Raw genomic sequence first — 20,175 nt, 5'->3', positions numbered from 1 at the left:
CTATATGCATTATAACTAATTTCGGGCGGAAATTAAATCATAGGCTGCTGAATTATGTTAATATAGCGTCCGGAGTGGTTTTCGGGTATAATTTAATCCAGAGTTTATAATAGAAAAGGTGAGAGTATGTCTCAAGCATTTAAGCGGTTTAAATTTGATGATAATATGCTTTCTGCAATTGAAAGCATTCATTTTACACATCCAACACTGGTTCAGGAACGTGTTATCCCCCGGATATCAAGAGGGGAGAATGTTGTCGTTCAATCTGAAACAGGAAGTGGTAAATCCCACGCGTTTTTACTGCCTTTAATTTATCAGATTAACACAGAAATAAATGACCCGCAGGCTGTTATTTTAGCGCCGACACGTGAACTGGCTAAACAGCTGCATGATATGGCGGTACAGGTAGCAGGACAGTATAAGGATATTAATATCAGTTTATTCATAGGGGGCACTGATTTCAAACGTGATATTGAGCGTGCGAAAAAAAATCCTCAAATTGTTATCGGAACCCCGACGCGTATAAAAGAATTGATGAATGAAAATGTATTAAACGTTCATAAGGCAAAATCAATTGTAATTGATGAAGCCGATTTAATGATAGATTTAGGTTTCCTCAATGATATTGACCGATTGGCGTCAGCAATAGGCGGAACAGCTCAGATTCTTGTTTTTTCAGCAACGATACCGGGGCCGCTGCAGGCATTTCTCGGAAAATATATTGGTGATTCAGAAACCATTGTGATTGAACAGCCAAAGAATAAAGCGTCTATTCATTACAGCCTTATTCCAGTAAAAGGACATGGCAAAGAAGAGAAAGTCAGTCAGCTGATTGATACCCTCAATCCGTATATCGGATTGATTTTTGCCAATTCAAAAGAACGTGCGGATGCTTTATTCGATTATTTAAATAATAAAGGCGTCAAGGTCGGGTTGTTTCACGGCGGTCTGAAACCGAGAGAGCGAACAAAAGAAATTAAAAAAATCAGAGACCTCGAATATGAATGGGTGGTTGCCAGTGATCTGGCTGCACGCGGACTCGATATTGATGGTGCATCACATGTAATTAATTATGATATTCCAAAAGATATCGAATTTTTCACCCACCGGGTCGGACGGGTCGGACGCGGGCAGTATGAGGGATTTGCATTAACTCTGTATACCCCGGACGAACATCATTTAGTCGATTCACTCGAATCAAAAGGGTACAGCTTCAGCCATGAGGATATACGGCGCGGGGAACTTTCGCCTATTAAAGAGCGGACTAAACGTGCTGTACGTAAAAATCAGGATTCAAATATTGAAAAGGATCTTGCATACAAAGTAAGAAAACCTAAAAAAGTGCGTCCTGGTTATAAAAAGAAGATGGCTTCCCAGCTGTCAGAACTAAAAAGAGATGCTAAAAGAACCCACTCTAAAGCGCGTAAAAAGAAGAGAAAGTAAAATAATCAATAAAAGGATGATTTAAATGTTAATCGGTTCTCATGTCTCAATGAGCGGTAAAAAAATGCTGGAAGCTGCAAGTGTTTCCGCTGCAGGATACGGCTCCAGTACATTTATGATTTATACCGGGGCACCGCAGAATACGAGACGTAAAAAAATTGAAGATTTGAACATCGAAGCCGGTCAAAAGCATATGGCAGAACACGGTATTTCAAATATTGTGGTTCATGCACCATATATTATCAATATCGCAAATACTGTTCGTGACGGTGTGTTTGATCACGGTGTAGAATTTCTGCAGGAGGAAATTGTCCGTACTGAACATCTTGGTGCGAAACAAATTGTTCTCCATCCGGGAAGCCATGTCGGAGCAGGGTCGGAAGAAGGCGTCAAATCAATTATCAGAGGTCTCAATAAGGTCTTCGAAAACAACCATGATGTGCAGATTGCATTGGAAACAATGGCAGGTAAAGGCTCAGAAATCGGCAGAAACTTCGAGGAAATTGCTGCTATTATTGACGGTGTAACGCATAACGAACGCCTCAGCGTATGCTTTGATACCTGCCATGTTCATGACGCAGGCTATGATATTGTAAACGATTTTGACGGTGTATTGAACGCGTTCGATAAGACAGTCGGTACTGACCGTATTAAAGTTATCCATGTCAATGATTCTAAAAATCCTGTCGGCGCACATAAAGACCGGCATGAAAATATCGGTTTCGGTCATATTGGCTTTGATGCCCTCACATATATTATTAATCATCCTGAATTTAAAGAACTTCCGAAAATACTGGAAACACCATTTGTAGGAACAGACAAGAAAAATAAGCAGGCACCATATAAGCATGAAATTGAAATGATTAAATCCGGAACGTTCAATCCAAATCTTCTTGAAGAAATTAATCCTTTGATGAAAGATGTTCAATAATATATATCCGGTAACTGACTATATCTAAACAATAGAATATTTATAAGTAAAAGAGTAGTTCATGAATATCCTAAGCGAATCGGGGGTGGTGGGAGCCCGATGATTGAAGTGAATGAACCGCATTACAATACAACCGGTGGCGCCACCGTTATCAATGAAGAGCATATTTGGAGTGGTACCGTGATGAACTCACCTCTGTTAAAGAGGTGGGTTTTATTTTATATAAGGGGGAATTAATCATGTTTAAGAAAGAAATTGCGGAAGGCATTTATGCTGCACTCATGGGTAGAATGAGTAAAGATGAGATAATGAGCAAGTTGGAAGTCCCTGCCGATTCATCATTTGGAGAGTTTTCATTCCCGACATTTACACTCGCCGGAATGTTGAAAAAATCACCAAAAATCATAGCTGAAGAATTATCAAAAGACATTAAACTTGATATTATTTCAGAAGTGAAAGCAGTAAACGGTTTTTTAAATTTTTACATAAATAGAAATGATGCAGCTGAAATAATTTTAAGTGAAATCGAAAAAAATGCACCGGAGGATTTTTATAATACGTCAGGACAGACCATTGTCATCGATTACTCAAGTCCCAATATCGCCAAACCGTTTTCAATGGGTCATCTAAGAGCGACTATTCTCGGTGATTCATTAGCCAGAATTCTTAAAAAAACAGGAGCTGATGTCATTGGTATTAATCATTTAGGAGACTGGGGTACACAGTTTGGTAAATTAATCACTGCATATAAAAAATGGGGTAGTGAGGAAAAAGTTTCGAAAAATCCTATTAAAGAATTATTCGAACTATATCAAAAATTCCATGTAGAAGCTGAGAGTACGCCGGAACTAGAGGATGAAGCAAGACAGGCATTCAGTCTTTTAGAGCAGGGGAATGATGTACAGATGAAATTATGGAATTGGTTCAGAGAAGTTTCAATCGAGTCTTTTGAGGTACTCTATAAAAGACTCGGGATCGATTTTGATTATATTCAGGGGGAATCCTTTTATAACGATAAATTATCGGATGTTAATCAACTCCTCGAAAGAAAAAAGCTGATTGAATTTGATCAGGGGGCATATATTGTTAGATTGAATAAGCTGCCGCCTGCATTGATAAAAAAGAGAGATGGTGCATCACTCTATATAACCCGTGACATTGCAGCAATGCTTCACAGAGTCAAACATTTTCAGGCGGATCAAATATTATATGTAGTGGGTCAGGAACAGTCTGTTCATTTTAACCAGCTGTCTCAAATCTCGGATATTTTAAATATTAGTACAGATATAGAACATGTCCCGTTTGGACTGATTCTTAAAAACGGCAGAAAAATGTCTACAAGAAAGGGATCTGTTATTTTACTTGATGATATTATTAGAGATGTTGAGCATCATGCATTGAATATTATTGCTGAAAAAAATCCCGACTTGAAAAATAAAGAAAACATTGCTTCACATATTACAGATGCAGCAGTTAAATTTATGGACTTAAAGCATGATCGTATGAACAGCTATGAATTTAATATTGAAGATATGCTTCGTTTTGATGGAGAGACCGGCGTATATGTGATGTATACTAACTCAAGAATTCAGTCGATATTGAGAAAGACAGATAGAAAAATAGAAGGTACAGTCTTCAAGTTTGATGAAAATATGTGGCCTGTTCTCAATCAACTCTCCAAATATCATGCTGCCGTTAAAGAAGCAGCTGAAAAAAGAATGCCTTCTGAAATTTGTAAGTATGTAATCAAGCTCTGCAGAGAATTTAACAGTTATTATGCAAAAGAAAGAATCATCCATTCGAATAACGATATAAGCAAACTCTATATGCTTAAAATGGTATCAAATAATATTGAAGAAGCGATGTCACTTCTTGGTATTAAAACAGTTAATGAAATGTGAGTGCTTAATATATCTGCCGGCAGTACTTGTGAAAGATCTTAATTAAAATTGTTTAATATTATTTCTGTCGGTGTTTCAGTCAGAATTTTCAAATCCAGGCCTACGTCAATTAATTCAATGATAAGCATCATACCAATATAATAGCCCTTTCTCTGTAGACATGTCTCGTCATTCTGAATGAAATACTCCAGATGAAGTTCTTTAGAAAGGGTTTTATCAGCATCCTGAAAAAATTTTCTAATCACTATATCATGTTCATCACTTAGCACCTCATATTCCTGATTACTCATAAATAATGCAGATATCAAATTTTTCCTGTTTAACTGCTGTTGATTAATGAACAATGGGGACAATGTCGCCAACCCTTCAGCAATGACGAGCTGTCCAACAGTAATCTCAGTAAAGTCTCCAATTTCATCAATTGATGTAAATCTAACCATATGATTAAACTCGTGTTTGATTAATGGTGAAATATTGGAGGCATTCACCCGTTCGAGACCGAAATATAAAAATGGTCTGTCTGCAACCTGTGCTGTACCGTCAATATGACCAAGACCGATTAAAAAAAAGACATCGAAATCCGCTTTAAAATTATAGTAATTTACGCATTCTTCCAAAGTATTTTTAATCTCTTCAGAGTCAATCTGTTTATGATTTTTGACAGCTTGTGAAAATAAACATTGAAAATCTGTATTATCGACAAGAGACAGCAGCTCTTTTTGATTCAGACGGTATATATTTTTCATCAGTACTTTGAACACTTGACTGTGGATACTGAAATATTCCAGCCATAAATCAGAAGGCTTTTCCAAAAATCTGTCTCTGTTCTTGATTATAAAATCAATATCATAAATAATTTTCATCGCTCAGCCTCCTACAGCTATTTTTCTAAATTTTAACATAAATGATTCAAAAAGGTATAAGAGAAATAGGTACAGGTTTTATTTACAATATCAATGGGTAAATTCAAATACGAAACTAAATTCTCTTAATTATTTGGAGGTTCCTAATGCTGGATGAAAAAGGTTTTAACTTATGGGCAGACGATTATGATAAGACAGTTCGTTTAAGTGATGAAAAAAATGAATATCCTTTTGCTGGATATAAAAAGATATTAAATATTATTTTTAATGAAGTAATGACCAAAAGTAACTCAAGTGTACTCGATATCGGCTTTGGAACAGGTGTTTTAACTAAAATGCTGTATGACAACGGCCACCATATTGACGGAATTGATTTTTCTTCAGAAATGATTAGAACTGCACAGGAAAAAATGCCTGAAGCAGATTTGATAGAATGGGATATTACCCGGGCACTGCCGGGAGAATTTCTTGAAAATGAATATGATTATATTATTCTCACATATTCAATTCATCACCTGAATGATTCAGATAAAATTAAGTTAATCCTTCACCTTTTAAATCATCTGTCTGATAACGGAAAAATTCTGATTGGTGATGTTGCTTTTAAAAATATGGAATCTCTGCAGACATGCAGACAGAATTATCAGGATTACTGGGACAGTGATGAGTTCTATATTATTTATAATGATTTTGAAACATTACTTTCAGAATATGGACGAACAGAATTTAAACAGGTTTCGCACTGCGGCGGCGTTTTAGAAATAAAGAAAATTTAAAAGTTATTTGGAGTGAAGTGTATGTTAACAATTGCGGAGGCATTAATATTACTGGGTACGGATGATGAAAAAGGAACTAAAGTTCCTGAGGCGGGGAGTAAGCTAGATTATGGACTGGTAGGTGCCATACTTGCTGAATTAACCATTCAGGAGCGGATTAGACTTGAAGATGGCGGTGTGTCCGTAATTAATGATTCACTCACAGATATCCCTTACTTTAATTCAGTCATCACTGAGATTAAAGATGAAGGTAGAAAAAGAACAGTTAGTTACTGGCTCGGAAAATTATCCGGTAGAAATGATGAAATTAATGATCCGATATATCTGTCACTCGTCGGGAAGGGAATTTTAAAAGAGGAGGGGCAGTCGTATCTGCTTATTTTCAATAAAAATGTCTACCCTACTGTTGATGAAGGCCCTGAAGAGGACATAAAGAGCATGGTTAGTAGAATTATCTTTGAAAACAGGAAGCCCGGTGCTGAGCCCGCAATGCTTCTGAGTCTCGTATATACTTGTGGTCTTATTGAAGAAGTATTTGGCAGCGATAATAAAGAGGCAGAGAAAAGAATTCAAGATATGGTTGAAAACAATGAGTACGGTGAGGAAGTTAAACAATCCGTAGAAATGATGGAGACAGAAATTTTATCAGCTGTAACAATGATGGTTACACCTGAAGATACTTCAAAGTCCGTATAATAAAATAACCATGGGATAGTCAGGCTGTTAAAGCCCGTCAGTCCCATGGTTATTTTTAAGCCATTTCAAAGCATCATCTTTTGTCTGAATTTCTTCATTCAGTACAGCAGCATCGAGATTCATGATTATTTTTTTGAATTCCGGACTCGGAGTAAGTCCTTGTTTGATCAGGTCCTCTCCAGTTAAGAGTGACGGCATATTTTTTCTTCGTTTTAAATATGTCATAATCGCCTTCTCATTGTGGACATTTTCAGATGAAATGATAAACAGTACAGCTTCTTCTGAAATATCTTTTAAGTAGGAATGCATCATTCCGACATTTGAAATACTTTTCCATTCTGTATTGTCTGATAAAGTATAAATATCCTGTATTAATTTCTTTGATTTTTTGGTCACTGCATATTGTTTTGCAGTATAAAGCACATCGCTGTGGTAAAAAGGAATGATAAAATAAATAAACCATCCGGCCTGCAATCCTTCGTACTGTCTGTATACATCCTCCAATTTTTCAGAATGTGTGACGCTTTTTTTCTGTGAATGTTCGTTAATTCCAAGCTGTTTCCAAAAATTTAATTCGAACAGGCGGAGAATAATTTTAGACGGACTACCTTCATTCAGGAGACGCTTCATCTGCCCGTTGAGTCTGTCCCTCGATAAATCTTTAATTCTGCCTATTGAATGAAGGACGAGAGTTTCAGTCTGCCGGTCCATTTGAAAATTGAATCTCATTTCAAAACGGACTGCCCGGAGAATACGTGTAGGGTCATCGATAAAACTCAGGTTATGCAGTACTTTGATTCGTTTTCTTCTCAGGTCATTTTGACCGTTAAACGGATCAACTAATCTGCCGAAGTACTGATTATTCAGTGATAAAGCCATCGAATTAATCGTGAAATCCCGCCGGTATAAATCTTCTTTCAAAGTTGACTTCTCAACATCAGGCAGAGAGGCTGGGTGGCTGTAATATTCCAGCCTTGCTGAAGTAACATCAATCATCTGCCCTGAAGGGTGTCTCCATGTGCCTGTGGCAAACTGCTCGTGTGTTTTAATGTCACCGCCGAACTGTTGATAAAGATGCTCTAAAAATAAAATACCATTTCCTTCTACTACAATATCAATATCATCATTCGGATGGTTCAGGAATAAATCTCTTACAATTCCGCCGACTAAAAAAGCAGGGATGCCGGTATCAGCGGCAGCCTGGCTGATATCTTTTAAAATAGACAGTATTTCTTCCGGCAGCTCTTTTTTCATTGCAGCTCTTAAATTTTCAGTTGCAGGGTTCCTTAAGTCATCAGTCATATTTTTATTATGAAGCATTTCTATAATATTCGTCCGGGTAACAATACCGGTCAGTATGTCATTTTTTAATACAGGCATCCTGCCGATATTATGTTTGATAATAATATTCTGCATCTCTTCAAGTGTAGTCTCCGGCGTAATTGTAATCACATTCCGGGTCATATAAGCTTTAACAGGAGCATGTCCAAGCTCATGATGGTTGGCCTTATCCAAGTCACGCCGGGTGACAATACCAAGCATTCTGTCATTCTCGACAACTGGGAATCCTGAATGTCCGTAACGGTACATTAATCGTCCCGCTTCTTCAATGGAAGTGTCAGAGGTCAGTGTCTTAACTGGATGGGCCATTACATCTTCAGCTGTGACAGCGGGCTTAAGAAGTTCAGACAGGTTTTCTTTCAATTTTGTTAACACAGTTTCAAATTCAGAATCTTTAACAATGGCAGATCCTGCCTGACTATGTCCGCCGCCCCCGAAAATTTTGAGAAGAGGCAGAAGTGTGGTCCTTTCGGCCTGTGCACGACCGACAATATAAACATGCTTCTTCATCTCCACAGCTGAAATAATCGCATCCGCTCCGGTAATATTGAGTAGCTTATTCGTAATTGTCGCAAGCCCGTTTTGAAATTCTTTCATTTTATATGAAACGATTACTATCTTTAGGCCGTCTATCATAAATGTTTCTTCCCGGTTTAAAAGATGGTTCAAAAGATCCTGCTGCAGGGGAGTCATCTTATAATCTGTAAAGCGCTGGATGGTATCAAGATTCATGTTATTCTGCATCAGAAAATGTACCGCTTCAAAATCTCTGATTGTAGTGCCGGAATATTTAAAGGATCCTGTATCACCATATATTCCTAAGGCGAACAGTGTCGCTTCAAGTGATGTGATGTTTATACCCTGTGCTTTAATTTTTTCAATCAGCAGAGTCACTGTTGCACCGACAGGTTCAATATATAAATCATCAGCAGTCACATCCTGATGATCTTCAGTATGATGGTCATACACTGTAATTTTTAAATCATCCGTATCCACATACTTTGCATACTCACCACATCTGTCGACAGACATCACATCAACGAGTATCAGTTCAGTCACTTCATCCCAATCAATCAGATTGTCCTGAACAAACAGGAATGTATCACGATAAATGGATAAGAACTGTTTGACCGGAACTGCTTGTTCACTTGAAATAACAGCTTTCGCATCAGGATAGAGTTTTTTTGCTGCAATCATGGAGGCTAATGCATCAAAATCGGTATTAACATGTGAAATTATAACCTGCATAGGTATTCTCCTTATTTTGTCTGATTTTTGATTGCATGAAATATTTATTAATTTTATGATAACATGAAGTTTGGAATATTCAGTATAATATAAATTGAGCGCTTTTATTTTGATGGAATATAGATGGGATTGATTAGATGCGGGAATATATTGCGGTATTTGATATCGGCACTTCTTCAGTAAAGGGTGTTCTTGTCGACAGGTCAGCTGCAGTCACAGGTGACTGTTCAGTGCCTGTAAATACATACTACGGTGACAACAAAGAAGTGGAACAAAGTCCGTCCGAATGGTTGGAGGCAGTTAAAAAAATCACGGATTACTGGTGGAGAAACACAGCAGTAAAACCATCTGAGGTGACTGCGGTTACTTTTTCCGGACAGATGGAAGACGTGATTCCAATTGCTGACGGAAAGTGTGACAGAGCGGTATTATATTCAGATACGCGTGCTGTTGAAGAGGCTGAATATATTAATAAAGTCTGTCCCGATCTCGCAAGTAAATCCGGAAATACTGTGAAATCGTCTACGCCGCTTGCTAAAATCCTTTGGCTCAAAAGTCATCAACAGGAAATTTATCATGAAGCAGAATCATTTGTTTTCAGCTCGAAAGATTTTATTATCTATAAAATGACCGGAAGAAAAGTAACTGACCCGGTAACTGCGTCGACAACAGGGATGATGAACCTGAAATCCGGAAAATGGATGCCAGATTTATTAAATCTATTCAACATTAAAAAAACGGTGCTGCCGGAAATTCTAAAGCCCGAAGAGAATACAGGCTTTATTACTGACAGTGCATCAGATGAAACAGGTTTTCTGACAACAACAAAAGTACTTGCAGGGTCCGGAGATGCCGCAGCCTCAACCCTCGGAGCAGGAGCGGTGAATAAGGGTGACATGTATTTTTATATCGGTACTACAGGATGGGCGGCGGCAGTAGATACAACTATCAGGGACACGGCAGAAAGTGTTTTCGTTCTTTCACATATGAAAACTGGAATGTATATTACAATCGCACCATTATTGAATGCAGGAAATGTGCATCAATGGGCATTGGACTTTCTGATAGGATCATCTGACACAGACAGATACGAATTATTTGATTCACTCGTTAATGAATCTCCTCCCGGCAGCAATAACCTTCTTTTTCTGCCCTATATTCATGGGGAACGCTGTCCGGTTCATGATCATCAGGCAAAAGGTGCTTTTGTCGGCATCAGCCCGACAGTTAATAAAAGTGATTTTGCACGTTCTGTGATTGAAGGAATATGTTTTTCCTATAAACAAATTATTGAAGAAACCTTACCACTCCGTTCCAAAAAGTATATAAATTTAATCGGCGGCGGTGCAGAAAGTACAGTCTGGTGTCAAATTCTTTCTGATATCACAGGAGAGGTTATACGTGTACCAGCATACAGTGAATATTTAACAGCACTTGGTGCAGCATCATCTGCTTTTATACACAATGGCTGGACTGAGGATTATCAATCATTTTCAGAAAGCATCTGTGCAGATGAAAGTGCCATATATTACTATCCTGTTGAAGAAAATAGTGAGTTGTATAGTGAACAGTATAAATACTTTTTAAACATGTACCCCGGCGTTAAAGATATATTTTATTAGTAATATAAAGGCCGCCTTGAGCGGTCTTTATTTATGATTCAATTTAAAAATTTATATATGAGGCATATTTTTTTCTAATGTCATATCAATAATTCTCTGATTTCTACTGCCCCGAAACTTCAAACTTAAATCTCTTTCATTCAAAATAAAAGGACCGTCAACCAGTACATCAATGTGATTAAGGAGTTCAATCTGAAAGGGGTTATGATTTTCAATGATTTGTTCCAGTGTCCACCCCGTATAGGCCCAGATGGTTTTTCCATGTTTTTTAAATTCTTTTGCAAGACACAGTGCTGCTTCAGCCTGGTAAAAAGGATCGCCGCCGCTGAAGGTAATATCCGTCATAGAATTAAGTGAGTGCTCCACAATATTATCTATCATCATCTCTGTACCATTTCTTATATTCCAGGATTCAGGATTATGACATCCTCTACAAAAATGCGGACATCCTGCAAAAAAAATCACCGTCCTGAGACCCTCTCCATCCACAACAGAATCATGATGAATAGATAGAATATTTGCCATTTTATTTTTTGTCATATATGTTTCACCCTGTCCTTTTCTTCAGCTGCTTTTGCAGTATTCCATTTGTCCATCGTACCAACCAGATAGCCGGTAATTCTTCTGATACGATCAATATTCTGTTCATCTGTTGTATGACAATCCGGACATTCATTATCTATAATACCGGTGTAGCCGCAATGAATACATCGGTCGACTGGATGATTAATACTGCCGTATCCAATACCTTCAGCCCCCATTTTTTTAATGATAGTATCCATAGCGGCTAAATTTTTGCTGACATCGCCGTCCACTTCAATGTATGTGATATGTCCTGCGTCAGTATAGCTGTGATAAACTGCTTCACGTTTGATTTTTTCTGCTGCATGAAGATGATAGTACACAGGTATATGAAACGAATTTGTATAGTACTCCCTGTCTGTTACACCGGGAATACAACCGAAAATTTCCTTGTCTTTTTTGGTGAAGCGTCCACTTAATCCTTCAGCAGGTGTCCCGATAAGTGAATAATTCAAATGATAGGCTTCACTTGCATCGGTGCATTTCCTTTTAAGGACGGCTGCAATACGCTGTCCAAGTATCTGTGCCTCTTCAGTTTCGCCGTGATGTTTTCCTGTCAACACTTTCAGACATTCTGCCAGTCCAATGAATCCGATACTTAGACTGCCTTCCTTCAAAACGCTCTGCAGTGTATCTGACTGTATTAAATTCTGACTGTTTTTCCAGACATTCTGGCCGTATAAAAATGTAAAGTGACCTGCCTTTTTACCGGCCTGATATAAATATCGATCATAAAGCTGTCTGATTACGATATCTGCATACTTTTCAAGCTTTTTCATAAATTCATCAATTTCCCGTGTAACCAATGCTATTTTTACTAAATTGATACTAGTAAAGGATAGGTTTCCCCGGCTTACACTGTTTTCTTCACCATTAACATTACTCATTATTCTCGTTCTGCACCCCATATAAGCAACTTCCGAATCCGGATGACCTTCTTTATAATATTTCAGATTAAACGGTGCGTCGATAAAACTAAAATTAGGAAATAATCTTTTTGCTGTCGTTTTTAAAGCGAGCTGATACAAATCGAAATTTGAATCCTCTTCATAAAAATTAACGCCTTTCTTCATCTTGAAAATCTGAATAGGGAAAATAGGGGTTTCTCCTTTTCCAAGGCCTGAAAGAGTCGCAAGAAGAATGTTTTTAATAATCATCCGTCCTTCTTTACTTGTATCTGTGCCGTAATTAATCGATGTAAAAGGCACCTGTCCGCCGCTTCTGGAATGAAGACTGTTCAGATTATGAATGAAAGCTTCACATGCTTGATAAGTTTCTTCTTCTGTTTCCTTCCATGCCAAAGACTCTAATTCTCTGCCTTCCAGAGGCAGCCTGTATTCCATCAGTTTTTTAAGTCTGCGGTCATATGTCTTTCTGACATAAGGTGCAAGGTCATAATCAAACGCCTGAAAACTTTGCCCGCCATGCTGTTGATTTTGGTTACTTTGAAAAATAATAGCAGAAAGTGCCATCGCACTCATAATGCTCTTGGGAGATCTCATAAAGCCGTGACCGGTATCGAAACCTGATTTAAGCATTTTACCTAAAGGAATCTGGCAGCAGGTGGTTGTCCCCGCAGCCATATAATCCAAATCATGGATATGGATAAAGTTTTCGTTCACAGCTTTTGCTGCTTCAGAACTGAGTATTTTAGATCTGGCAAAATATTTGGCACTCTCACTCGCAAACCTATTCATCTGTCCACAAGGGGAGGTCCCGTCTACGTTGGCATTTTCCTGAATTAAGTTTTGATTTTTAAGATTAATTATGTCTTCAAAACTGGATAGCAGACTGCTTACTGACTGTTGTTCAAAATTGTCCATTTTTCATTCCTCCGAAGTAACAAGCACTATATATAGTGTGTGTTAATTAATTTAATCTATATATTGTATTTTATAAGGGTAAATTGAAAAATACAATGAACATTGTGTGAAAAATCACAATCTTAACAGGAATATTTTTTATTTATTAATTCTGATTCAAATATCTTTTTTCTCAAATAACACTTTAAAATCATGATGATTCGTCTTATAAATATTTGGGAATAAAAAAATAGAAATTATATTATAATAGACTGGTGGTAAATTTATGTTTGAAAGCTGGAAAAGCAAACTTCCTATTAAAAACATTAAAGAAATTCATTCTGTAAGTGGTGGAGATGTAAATGATGCCTATAAAGTTACTACTTCAGAATCAACTTACTTTCTACTGATACAGAAAAATCATTCGGAAAAGTTCTTCGCTGCAGAAATTGCCGGGCTGCACGCATTTAAAGAAGCAGGCATTAGAGCACCTGAAGTAATTAACAGCGGAGAGATTGACGGTGATGCTTTTTTAATACTCAGCTACCTTAGAGAAGGGACAGGAGGCAGTCAGCAGGCACTGGGTGAAATGGTGGCGGAACTTCATCTGAATCATCAGCCTGACGGTCGTTTCGGTTTTCATCTGCCTTCGGACTTTGAAAATATAGAATTCAATAATGACTGGACTGAAACATGGGCTGAAATATTCATCGAAAGACGTCTTGATGTTTTAAAAGACCTGATTCTGCAGAAAGGGCACTGGGAAAAAGCTGATTTAGAAATTTATAACTCAGTACGGGCAGTCATCGTTGATTCTCTTCAAAATCATCAGAGTGAACCCTCTCTTTTACATGGAGATTTATGGGGAGGTAATTATATGTTCTTAACAGATGGTACACCTGCGCTATTCGACCCGGCGCCGCTTTTCGGCGATCGTGAATTTGATTTAGGTGCGACCAAAGTATTCGGCGGTTTTACAGATGAATTTTATGAAATGTATCATAAAGTATATCCGCTTCAGGACGGGGCGGATAAACGGATTGTATTCTATGAATTTTACCTGCTTCTTTTACATCTGGCTAAATTCGGCACCGTATACAAAGCAGGGGTAAGCCGCATAATGAAAGAAATATTATCAAATCAATAGTAAAGGCGGGATTTTATTGAATATAAAACAATTGATATCCGAAAGAAAAGAATCGTATTTAGAAAGTTTATTTGAAGTACTGCGTCAGAAAAGTATCAGTCCTCAAAATGATGGTATGAAAGCGTGTGCCAATCTGGTTTTAAACAAGCTGAGAGATGCCGGTATAAATGATGTCCGGTTGATTGAAACAGACGGTTATCCGGTTGTGTACGGGGAATATTTTGTCTCCGATGAAGTGCCGACTATATTATTATACGGACATTATGATGTACAGCCGCCGGACCCGATTGAACAGTGGAATTCTCCGCCTTTTGAGCCGGAAATCAGGGACGGCCGTATCTATGCCCGGGGCGCAGGCGACAATAAGGGACAGTTTATGGCACACATCCTCGCAGTAAAAACAATGATTGAAGCAGAGGAAACTCTGCCTGTTAACGTGAAATTTGTCATTGAAGGAGAAGAGGAAATCGGCAGTGTACATCTTTCTGATTTTATAGAAGCCAATAAAGCGCTGCTGAAAACAGATTTTGTTTATACATCAGACGGCCCGATGCTTTCAGACGGCAGCCCGTATATTCTCCTCGGTGTACGTGGAATACTATACGTCGAATTAAAATTAAAACAGTCGGCATACGACAATCATTCCGGTAATAAAGGTAATATTGCCAAAAATCCTGCATGGACACTTGTGGAACTTCTCCATACAATGCGTGATTCCGATGGAAAAGTATTAATTGACGGATTTTACGATGATGTTGTAAAACCGACGGATACAGAAATTAAATTGATGAAGGCGCTCCCTTTTGACATTGAGGATATCAGGAGAGACATCGGCGATGATAGTTTAAATATGACACAGGAGGAATACTATAATAAGCTGTGTTTTGAACCGACATTTAACATTGCCGGCTTTAACAGCGGATATGCGGGTGAAGGACAGAAAACGATTATCCCCGGTGAAGCTGTATTAAAAATGGATATGCGTCTTGTCAAAAATCAAGATCCCGATAAAATATTTGAACTTTTTAAAGAGCATGTTGAGTCGTTCTCTAAAGACATTGAAGTCGTTAAAATGGGAACAATGAATCCTTCCCGCACATCTCCGGAATATAAATTTATTGAAATAATTAAAGAATCACTCGAACATTCTTTTGAAAGAACATCTTATATACAGCCGAGTATGGGCGGCAGTCTGCCTGATGATGTCTGGACAAAAATTTTAAATGTTCCTTCTGTTGTTGTGCCTTATGCCAATGCAGATGAAGCCAATCATTCACCAAATGAAAATATTAAAGTGGATTATTTTTATCATGGTATTGAAACCACGTATCGTTTAATTCAATCATTATCGAAATATGATAAAAATTCATTAAAATAAAATTTAAAAAATAAATTAAATCATTCAGTGATATAAGTTGGATAATCAGCGCTTTATTAGTGACGGATAAAAGAGTCCGGCATCAAATGATTTATTGCCTGATGTAAAGCGCTACCATCATTATATTATCAAGCATTTTGAAACCAATTATAAAAACTGATATTAAATTTCATGTCATATATTCTAACAATACGTGTAAGTAAATATCACACCGATTTTGTGTTTTAAAAAAAAGAGGATATACTTGCTCCATACTTTTTTGTAGGAGTGATCATCATGGATACTATTCTTTTATTTCTTTGTACTTTACTGGTGTGGATTATGACACCTGGATTGGCCTTGTTTTATGGGGGACTTGTCCAATCAAAAAACGTACTGAATACCTCAATGCACAGCATTTCAGCCATAGTTGTTGTGACATTTACTTGGGTATTGGTCGGTTTTTCTTTAAGCTTCGGGGGAAGCAGTTTATGGCTGGGAGATTTTTCATTTGTAGGACTGAATAACGTTGGCTTTGAACCGAATGTAGGTTTTTCCGAGACCGTGCCTTTTGCGCTGTTCATGCTTTTCCAACTCACTTTTTGTACGATTGCCGTCTCAATCCTGACCGGCTCAGTAGCTGAACGTATGAAATTCGGTCCATTTTTAGTTTTTATGGCTCTTTGGGTAATTCTAGTCTACAGCCCGGTAGCACACTGGGTTTGGGGAGGAGGCTGGATTCATTCAATAGGAGCAATTGATTTTGCCGGCGGTACAGTCGTGCATATTTCTTCAGGGGTATCAGGCTTAGTGCTGGCATTACTTTTAGGTTCAAGAAAACCTGAAACTAAAAATAAGCCGCATAATTTAGTGATAACTATGATCGGGGCAATACTCGTATGGTTTGGATGGTTTGGTTTTAACACGGGAAGCGCATTGACGTTTGACTCCATTGCAATGTCTGCATTCGTGAATACCGTACTCGCTTCTACAGCAGGTATAGCAGGCTGGATTTTAGTTGAAAGACTGACTACAAAGAAAGTATCCATTTTCGGTACATTATCAGGAATGCTGGCGGGGCTTGTTGTCATTACACCGGCTGCCGGATTTGTCACTTATCCGGGCGCATTTATATTAGGTATTGCAGGTGGGGCAATTTGTTTCTTCGCCATCACAAAATTAAAAGCAATGCTTAATTATGATGATGCTCTGGACGCTTTTGGACTTCATGGTATCGGAGGCATTGTTGGTGCGATTGGAACAGGGGTATTTCAAACTTCCGCAGTAAATCCAGACATTTCAAACGGGCTTTTATCAGGCGGCGGCATAATGCCTGTAGTGGCTCAGATTATTGCAGTAGCTGCTACGATTATTTTCAGTGCAGTCATGACTTTTCTGATTGCAAAAGTCATCAGTATCTTTGTCACTCTCAGAACTGATGAAAAAGAAGAACTTGAAGGACTCGATAGTGTCATCCACGGTGAGAAAGCTTATGAGTAGATAAGTAAATTCTTCAAAAAGACCCCAGAACCCTGATTAGGATTCTGAGGTCTTTTTATGTCTTTTAAGAATCAAAGTTATTTTCTATTCGTCTTTATCATTATTTTTATACATTTTTATCCCGGCGAACACTGTTTTATGATATATAAAAATTATTTAGAGCCGGATGATTTGACTGCTGTACCTGTATGTATAAAATAAAGAGAGTATCAATGCAGGCGGAGGTGCTTATCGTGAAAAAAATATTTATTTATGGCGGCATATTGTTTTTTATTACGGCAGGCATATTACTGCTTAATGAACAGTCGGAAGATGGTATTTTCAATGAGGTAAAACTGTTTTTTACACCGGATCCAATGTCACATAACACATATGAAAACGGTGAATGTACGTATTATGTTTTTGACAGAGTCAGAGATGACGGGAATAAGATTGAAAGACGATGGCACGATGCTGAAAAATGGGCTGAACGTGCAGAAGCAGACGGATATATTGTGAATGATGCACCTAAAACAGGTTCAATACTGCAGACAGAAGAAGGACCGATTGGCCATGTTGCCTATGTTGAGAGAATCAATGATGACGGCTCTGTTGAAATATCTGAAATGAATTTAAGAGAACCTTATGAAATAACAGAAAGAATTATTGAAGCAGATGAAATAGAGGATTATAATTACATCCATCCCAAAGAAAATCCACATGCAGAGAAATATATTGAAGAATAGAGTATGTTCACTTCATTAAATATTCTCTGTATTTTTATAGTTTGACTGATACCCCTATAGGGTATATAATTGTAGAAAAGATAAAATAAGTGAGGGATATTTTATGAAAGAACAAAGAAATCATCATCATCATGAGAATGATACTCACAGCAGCCACGGGGAACATCATCACAGTTCAGACCATCATGACGGCGGTCATGGCGGACACAGCCATCATCATGCAGATTTCAAACAGAAATTCTTTGTATCGTTAATCTTTGCGGTACCGATTATTTTCCTGGCGCCGATGATGGGAGTGGAGCTGCCGTTTCAATTTACTTTCCAGGGTTCTGACTGGGTCGTACTGATACTTGCGACAATTTTATATTTTTACGGTGGACAGCCTTTTCTGTCAGGTGCTAAAGATGAATTAAAAGAAAAAAGTCCGGGAATGATGACTTTAATTTCTCTAGGCATATCTGTAGCATACTTCTACAGTTTGTATGCCTTTTATATGAATCATTTTGGCGCTCCGGATACACATACTATGGATTTTTTCTGGGAACTGGCAACATTGATTATTATTATGCTGTTCGGCCACTGGATTGAAATGAAAGCAGTGGGTAATGCCGGTGATGCACTAAAAAAAATGGCAGAACTTCTTCCTAACACTGCTGTAGTTATAGATGAGGACGGCAGTACAAGAGAAGTGCAGTTGTCCGAAGTGAATACGGACGATCATGTTCAGGTTAAAGCCGGTGATAATATACCGGTGGACGGTGTGATTATTGAAGGACGGACAACAGTTGATGAATCACTGGTTACTGGAGAATCAAAGAGCATTGAAAAAACATCTGATGATACAGTCATTGGCGGTGCAGTAAACGGTTCCGGTACGATTATTGTGAAAGTAACGGGAACTGGAGAAAGCAGTTACCTGTCTCAAGTGATGGGGCTTGTCAATGACGCTCAAAATGATAAGTCCAGAGCAGAATTGATGTCGGACAGAGTAGCCGGATATTTATTCTATTTTGCATTAATTGCCGGCTTCACTTCATTTATTATATGGATAATCATTGCATCAGATGTCGATTTTGCACTTGAACGTCTGGTTACTGTTCTTGTAATCGCATGTCCGCATGCACTCGGTCTTGCCATTCCTCTGGTTACTGCACGTTCCACATCAATCGGAGCGCAAAACGGACTGCTGGTTAAAAACAGGGAAGCTTTAGAAACAGCGCGACATCTTGATGTTGTAATGATGGACAAAACAGGCACACTTACAGAAGGGAATTTTGCTGTTAATCATTACGAAAGTTTTAGTGATAATTATTCAGATAAAGAAGTGCTTGGCTTCATGGCTGCAATTGAAGAAACTTCAAGTCATCCATTGGCAGTCGGAATACTTGAGAAGGTAGCAGAAGAATCAATTAAAATTCCTAAAGCAGGAGACGTAAATAATATACCCGGTGTGGGTCTCGAAGCTGTTATTGATAGTAAGAAAATGAAAATTGCGAGTGTTTCATATTTGGATGACAACAATATTAATTATGATCTCGAACAATTTGAATCTCTTGCAGGGCAGGGGAACTCAATAAGCTTTTTAATTGTTGAGGGAAAAAACTGCGGCATTGCTGCACAGGGCGATCAGATTAAGGAAAGTTCAAGAGAAATGATCCAGTCACTAAAAGAAAAAAATATCCAGCCTGTAATGTTAACAGGGGATAACAGACAAGTCGCAGAGGCTGTTGCAAAAGAACTAGGTATAGATGATGTTCATGCACAGCTGATGCCGGAAGATAAAGAAAAAATGATTAAATCCTATCAAAATGAAGGTAAAACAGTCATGATGGTCGGGGACGGTATTAATGATGCACCAAGCCTTGTGCGTGCTGATATCGGTGTCGCCATCGGTGCCGGTACAGATGTTGCAGTTGAATCAGGAGATATTATCCTGGTAAAAAGCAATCCATCGGATATTATTCATTTCCTGGGCCTTGCAGACAATACAATGAGAAAAATGGTTCAGAATTTATGGTGGGGCGCAGGGTATAATATCCTTGCTGTTCCGCTCGCTGCCGGCATCCTTGCTTTCATGGGCATTATTTTATCACCGGCAGCAGGTGCAGTCCTGATGTCTCTGAGCACAGTGATTGTTGCAGTCAATGCAATGACATTAAAACTAAAAGAATAGATTTTCATAAAGTCCGTATGAATAATTTATCAGACATGCGGGCTTTTATCTGCGGAATCATTACTATT

The 20,175-nt window shown here is 38.1% G+C and carries 16 protein-coding genes; 12 read left to right on the top strand and 4 right to left on the bottom strand.

The window, feature by feature from the left end; translation table 11 throughout:
* Positions 1-126: 126 nt before the first annotated feature.
* From ACFSX4_RS03240 to argS, 4 genes are all read left to right on the top strand, one after another.
* A complete protein-coding gene (locus ACFSX4_RS03240; RefSeq protein WP_377771488.1) occupies positions 127-1,443 on the top strand; it encodes a DEAD/DEAH box helicase in 1,317 nt (438 codons plus the stop codon).
* 25 nt (positions 1,444-1,468) lie between these two features.
* Entirely contained in the window at positions 1,469-2,374 is a 906-nt protein-coding gene (locus ACFSX4_RS03235; RefSeq protein WP_377771486.1) for a deoxyribonuclease IV, read from the top strand.
* Positions 2,375-2,473: 99 nt separating this feature from the next.
* Positions 2,474-2,611, top strand: coding sequence for a hypothetical protein (locus ACFSX4_RS03230; protein ID WP_377771484.1), 138 nt, complete (start codon positions 2,474-2,476; stop codon positions 2,609-2,611).
* Positions 2,612-2,613: 2 nt separating this feature from the next.
* The gene (gene argS / locus ACFSX4_RS03225) at positions 2,614-4,275 is read left to right on the top strand and encodes an arginine--tRNA ligase (RefSeq protein WP_377771482.1); all 1,662 of its coding nucleotides are present in this window, start codon (positions 2,614-2,616) and stop codon (positions 4,273-4,275) included.
* A gap of 38 nt (positions 4,276-4,313) precedes the next feature.
* On the opposite strand, the gene ACFSX4_RS03220 is transcribed toward argS, so the two are convergent.
* Positions 4,314-5,138, bottom strand: a complete 825-nt coding sequence (locus ACFSX4_RS03220) for a DUF2268 domain-containing putative Zn-dependent protease (protein ID WP_377771481.1) — start codon at positions 5,136-5,138, stop codon at positions 4,314-4,316.
* Positions 5,139-5,284: 146 nt separating this feature from the next.
* Between ACFSX4_RS03220 and ACFSX4_RS03215 the strand changes: the two genes are divergently transcribed.
* The gene (locus ACFSX4_RS03215) at positions 5,285-5,914 is read left to right on the top strand and encodes a class I SAM-dependent methyltransferase (protein WP_377771480.1); all 630 of its coding nucleotides are present in this window, start codon (positions 5,285-5,287) and stop codon (positions 5,912-5,914) included.
* Positions 5,915-5,935: 21 nt separating this feature from the next.
* Entirely contained in the window at positions 5,936-6,610 is a 675-nt protein-coding gene (locus ACFSX4_RS03210) for a GOLPH3/VPS74 family protein (protein WP_377771479.1), read from the top strand.
* A 27-nt stretch (positions 6,611-6,637) separates the two neighbouring features.
* On the opposite strand, the gene ACFSX4_RS03205 is transcribed toward ACFSX4_RS03210, so the two are convergent.
* Entirely contained in the window at positions 6,638-9,199 is a 2,562-nt protein-coding gene (locus ACFSX4_RS03205) for a CBS domain-containing protein (RefSeq protein ID WP_377771477.1), read from the bottom strand.
* Between the two features lie 137 nt (positions 9,200-9,336).
* Here ACFSX4_RS03205 and ACFSX4_RS03200 point away from each other — a divergent pair, with 137 nt between their 5' ends.
* A complete protein-coding gene (locus ACFSX4_RS03200; RefSeq protein WP_377771475.1) occupies positions 9,337-10,821 on the top strand; it encodes a xylulokinase in 1,485 nt (494 codons plus the stop codon).
* Positions 10,822-10,872: 51 nt separating this feature from the next.
* Here the strand turns inward: ACFSX4_RS03200 and nrdG are convergent, their stop codons facing one another.
* Complete coding sequence (gene nrdG, locus ACFSX4_RS03195) at positions 10,873-11,361, bottom strand: anaerobic ribonucleoside-triphosphate reductase activating protein (RefSeq protein ID WP_377771473.1); 489 nt, start codon at positions 11,359-11,361, stop codon at positions 10,873-10,875.
* Positions 11,358-13,226 (bottom strand): anaerobic ribonucleoside triphosphate reductase, encoded by a 1,869-nt coding sequence (locus tag ACFSX4_RS03190; protein ID WP_377771471.1) that lies wholly within the window; start codon positions 13,224-13,226, stop codon positions 11,358-11,360. Before ACFSX4_RS03190 ends, nrdG begins: the two co-directional genes overlap by 4 nt.
* A gap of 265 nt (positions 13,227-13,491) precedes the next feature.
* Here ACFSX4_RS03190 and ACFSX4_RS03185 point away from each other — a divergent pair, with 265 nt between their 5' ends.
* From ACFSX4_RS03185 to ACFSX4_RS03165, 5 genes are all read left to right on the top strand, one after another.
* Positions 13,492-14,352 (top strand): fructosamine kinase family protein, encoded by an 861-nt coding sequence (locus tag ACFSX4_RS03185; protein WP_377771469.1) that lies wholly within the window; start codon positions 13,492-13,494, stop codon positions 14,350-14,352.
* Between the two features lie 16 nt (positions 14,353-14,368).
* Positions 14,369-15,730 carry a M20/M25/M40 family metallo-hydrolase gene (locus ACFSX4_RS03180; RefSeq protein WP_377771467.1) on the top strand — a complete coding sequence of 454 codons (1,362 nt, stop codon included), beginning with the start codon at positions 14,369-14,371 and terminating at the stop codon, positions 15,728-15,730.
* Between the two features lie 276 nt (positions 15,731-16,006).
* Positions 16,007-17,209, top strand: coding sequence for an ammonium transporter (locus tag ACFSX4_RS03175; protein ID WP_377771465.1), 1,203 nt, complete (start codon positions 16,007-16,009; stop codon positions 17,207-17,209).
* Positions 17,210-17,442: 233 nt separating this feature from the next.
* Positions 17,443-17,934 (top strand): CHAP domain-containing protein, encoded by a 492-nt coding sequence (locus ACFSX4_RS03170; protein WP_377771463.1) that lies wholly within the window; start codon positions 17,443-17,445, stop codon positions 17,932-17,934.
* Between the two features lie 103 nt (positions 17,935-18,037).
* Positions 18,038-20,107 carry a heavy metal translocating P-type ATPase gene (locus ACFSX4_RS03165; protein WP_377771461.1) on the top strand — a complete coding sequence of 690 codons (2,070 nt, stop codon included), beginning with the start codon at positions 18,038-18,040 and terminating at the stop codon, positions 20,105-20,107.
* The last annotated feature ends 68 nt before the right edge of the window (positions 20,108-20,175 follow it).

Origin of the sequence: Corticicoccus populi, assembly GCF_042686195.1 — a bacterium.
Lineage (GTDB): Bacteria > Bacillota > Bacilli > Staphylococcales > Salinicoccaceae > Corticicoccus > Corticicoccus populi.
This window is presented reverse-complemented; position numbering and strand designations above follow the sequence as displayed.

Bases quoted from the DNA above. Each gene is read 5' to 3' on its own strand.
- ACFSX4_RS03240 (WP_377771488.1), top strand. From the start codon at position 127: ATGTCTCAAGCATTTAAGCGGTTTAAATTTGATGATAATATGCTTTCT.
- ACFSX4_RS03235 (WP_377771486.1), top strand. From the start codon at position 1,469: ATGTTAATCGGTTCTCATGTCTCAATGAGCGGTAAAAAAATGCTGGAA.
- ACFSX4_RS03230 (WP_377771484.1), top strand. From the start codon at position 2,474: ATGATTGAAGTGAATGAACCGCATTACAATACAACCGGTGGCGCCACC.
- argS (WP_377771482.1), top strand. From the start codon at position 2,614: ATGTTTAAGAAAGAAATTGCGGAAGGCATTTATGCTGCACTCATGGGT.
- ACFSX4_RS03220 (WP_377771481.1), bottom strand. From the start codon at position 5,138: ATGAAAATTATTTATGATATTGATTTTATAATCAAGAACAGAGACAGA.
- ACFSX4_RS03215 (WP_377771480.1), top strand. From the start codon at position 5,285: ATGCTGGATGAAAAAGGTTTTAACTTATGGGCAGACGATTATGATAAG.
- ACFSX4_RS03210 (WP_377771479.1), top strand. From the start codon at position 5,936: ATGTTAACAATTGCGGAGGCATTAATATTACTGGGTACGGATGATGAA.
- ACFSX4_RS03205 (WP_377771477.1), bottom strand. From the start codon at position 9,199: ATGCAGGTTATAATTTCACATGTTAATACCGATTTTGATGCATTAGCC.
- ACFSX4_RS03200 (WP_377771475.1), top strand. From the start codon at position 9,337: ATGCGGGAATATATTGCGGTATTTGATATCGGCACTTCTTCAGTAAAG.
- nrdG (WP_377771473.1), bottom strand. From the start codon at position 11,361: ATGACAAAAAATAAAATGGCAAATATTCTATCTATTCATCATGATTCT.
- ACFSX4_RS03190 (WP_377771471.1), bottom strand. From the start codon at position 13,226: ATGGACAATTTTGAACAACAGTCAGTAAGCAGTCTGCTATCCAGTTTT.
- ACFSX4_RS03185 (WP_377771469.1), top strand. From the start codon at position 13,492: ATGTTTGAAAGCTGGAAAAGCAAACTTCCTATTAAAAACATTAAAGAA.
- ACFSX4_RS03175 (WP_377771465.1), top strand. From the start codon at position 16,007: ATGGATACTATTCTTTTATTTCTTTGTACTTTACTGGTGTGGATTATG.
- ACFSX4_RS03165 (WP_377771461.1), top strand. From the start codon at position 18,038: ATGAAAGAACAAAGAAATCATCATCATCATGAGAATGATACTCACAGC.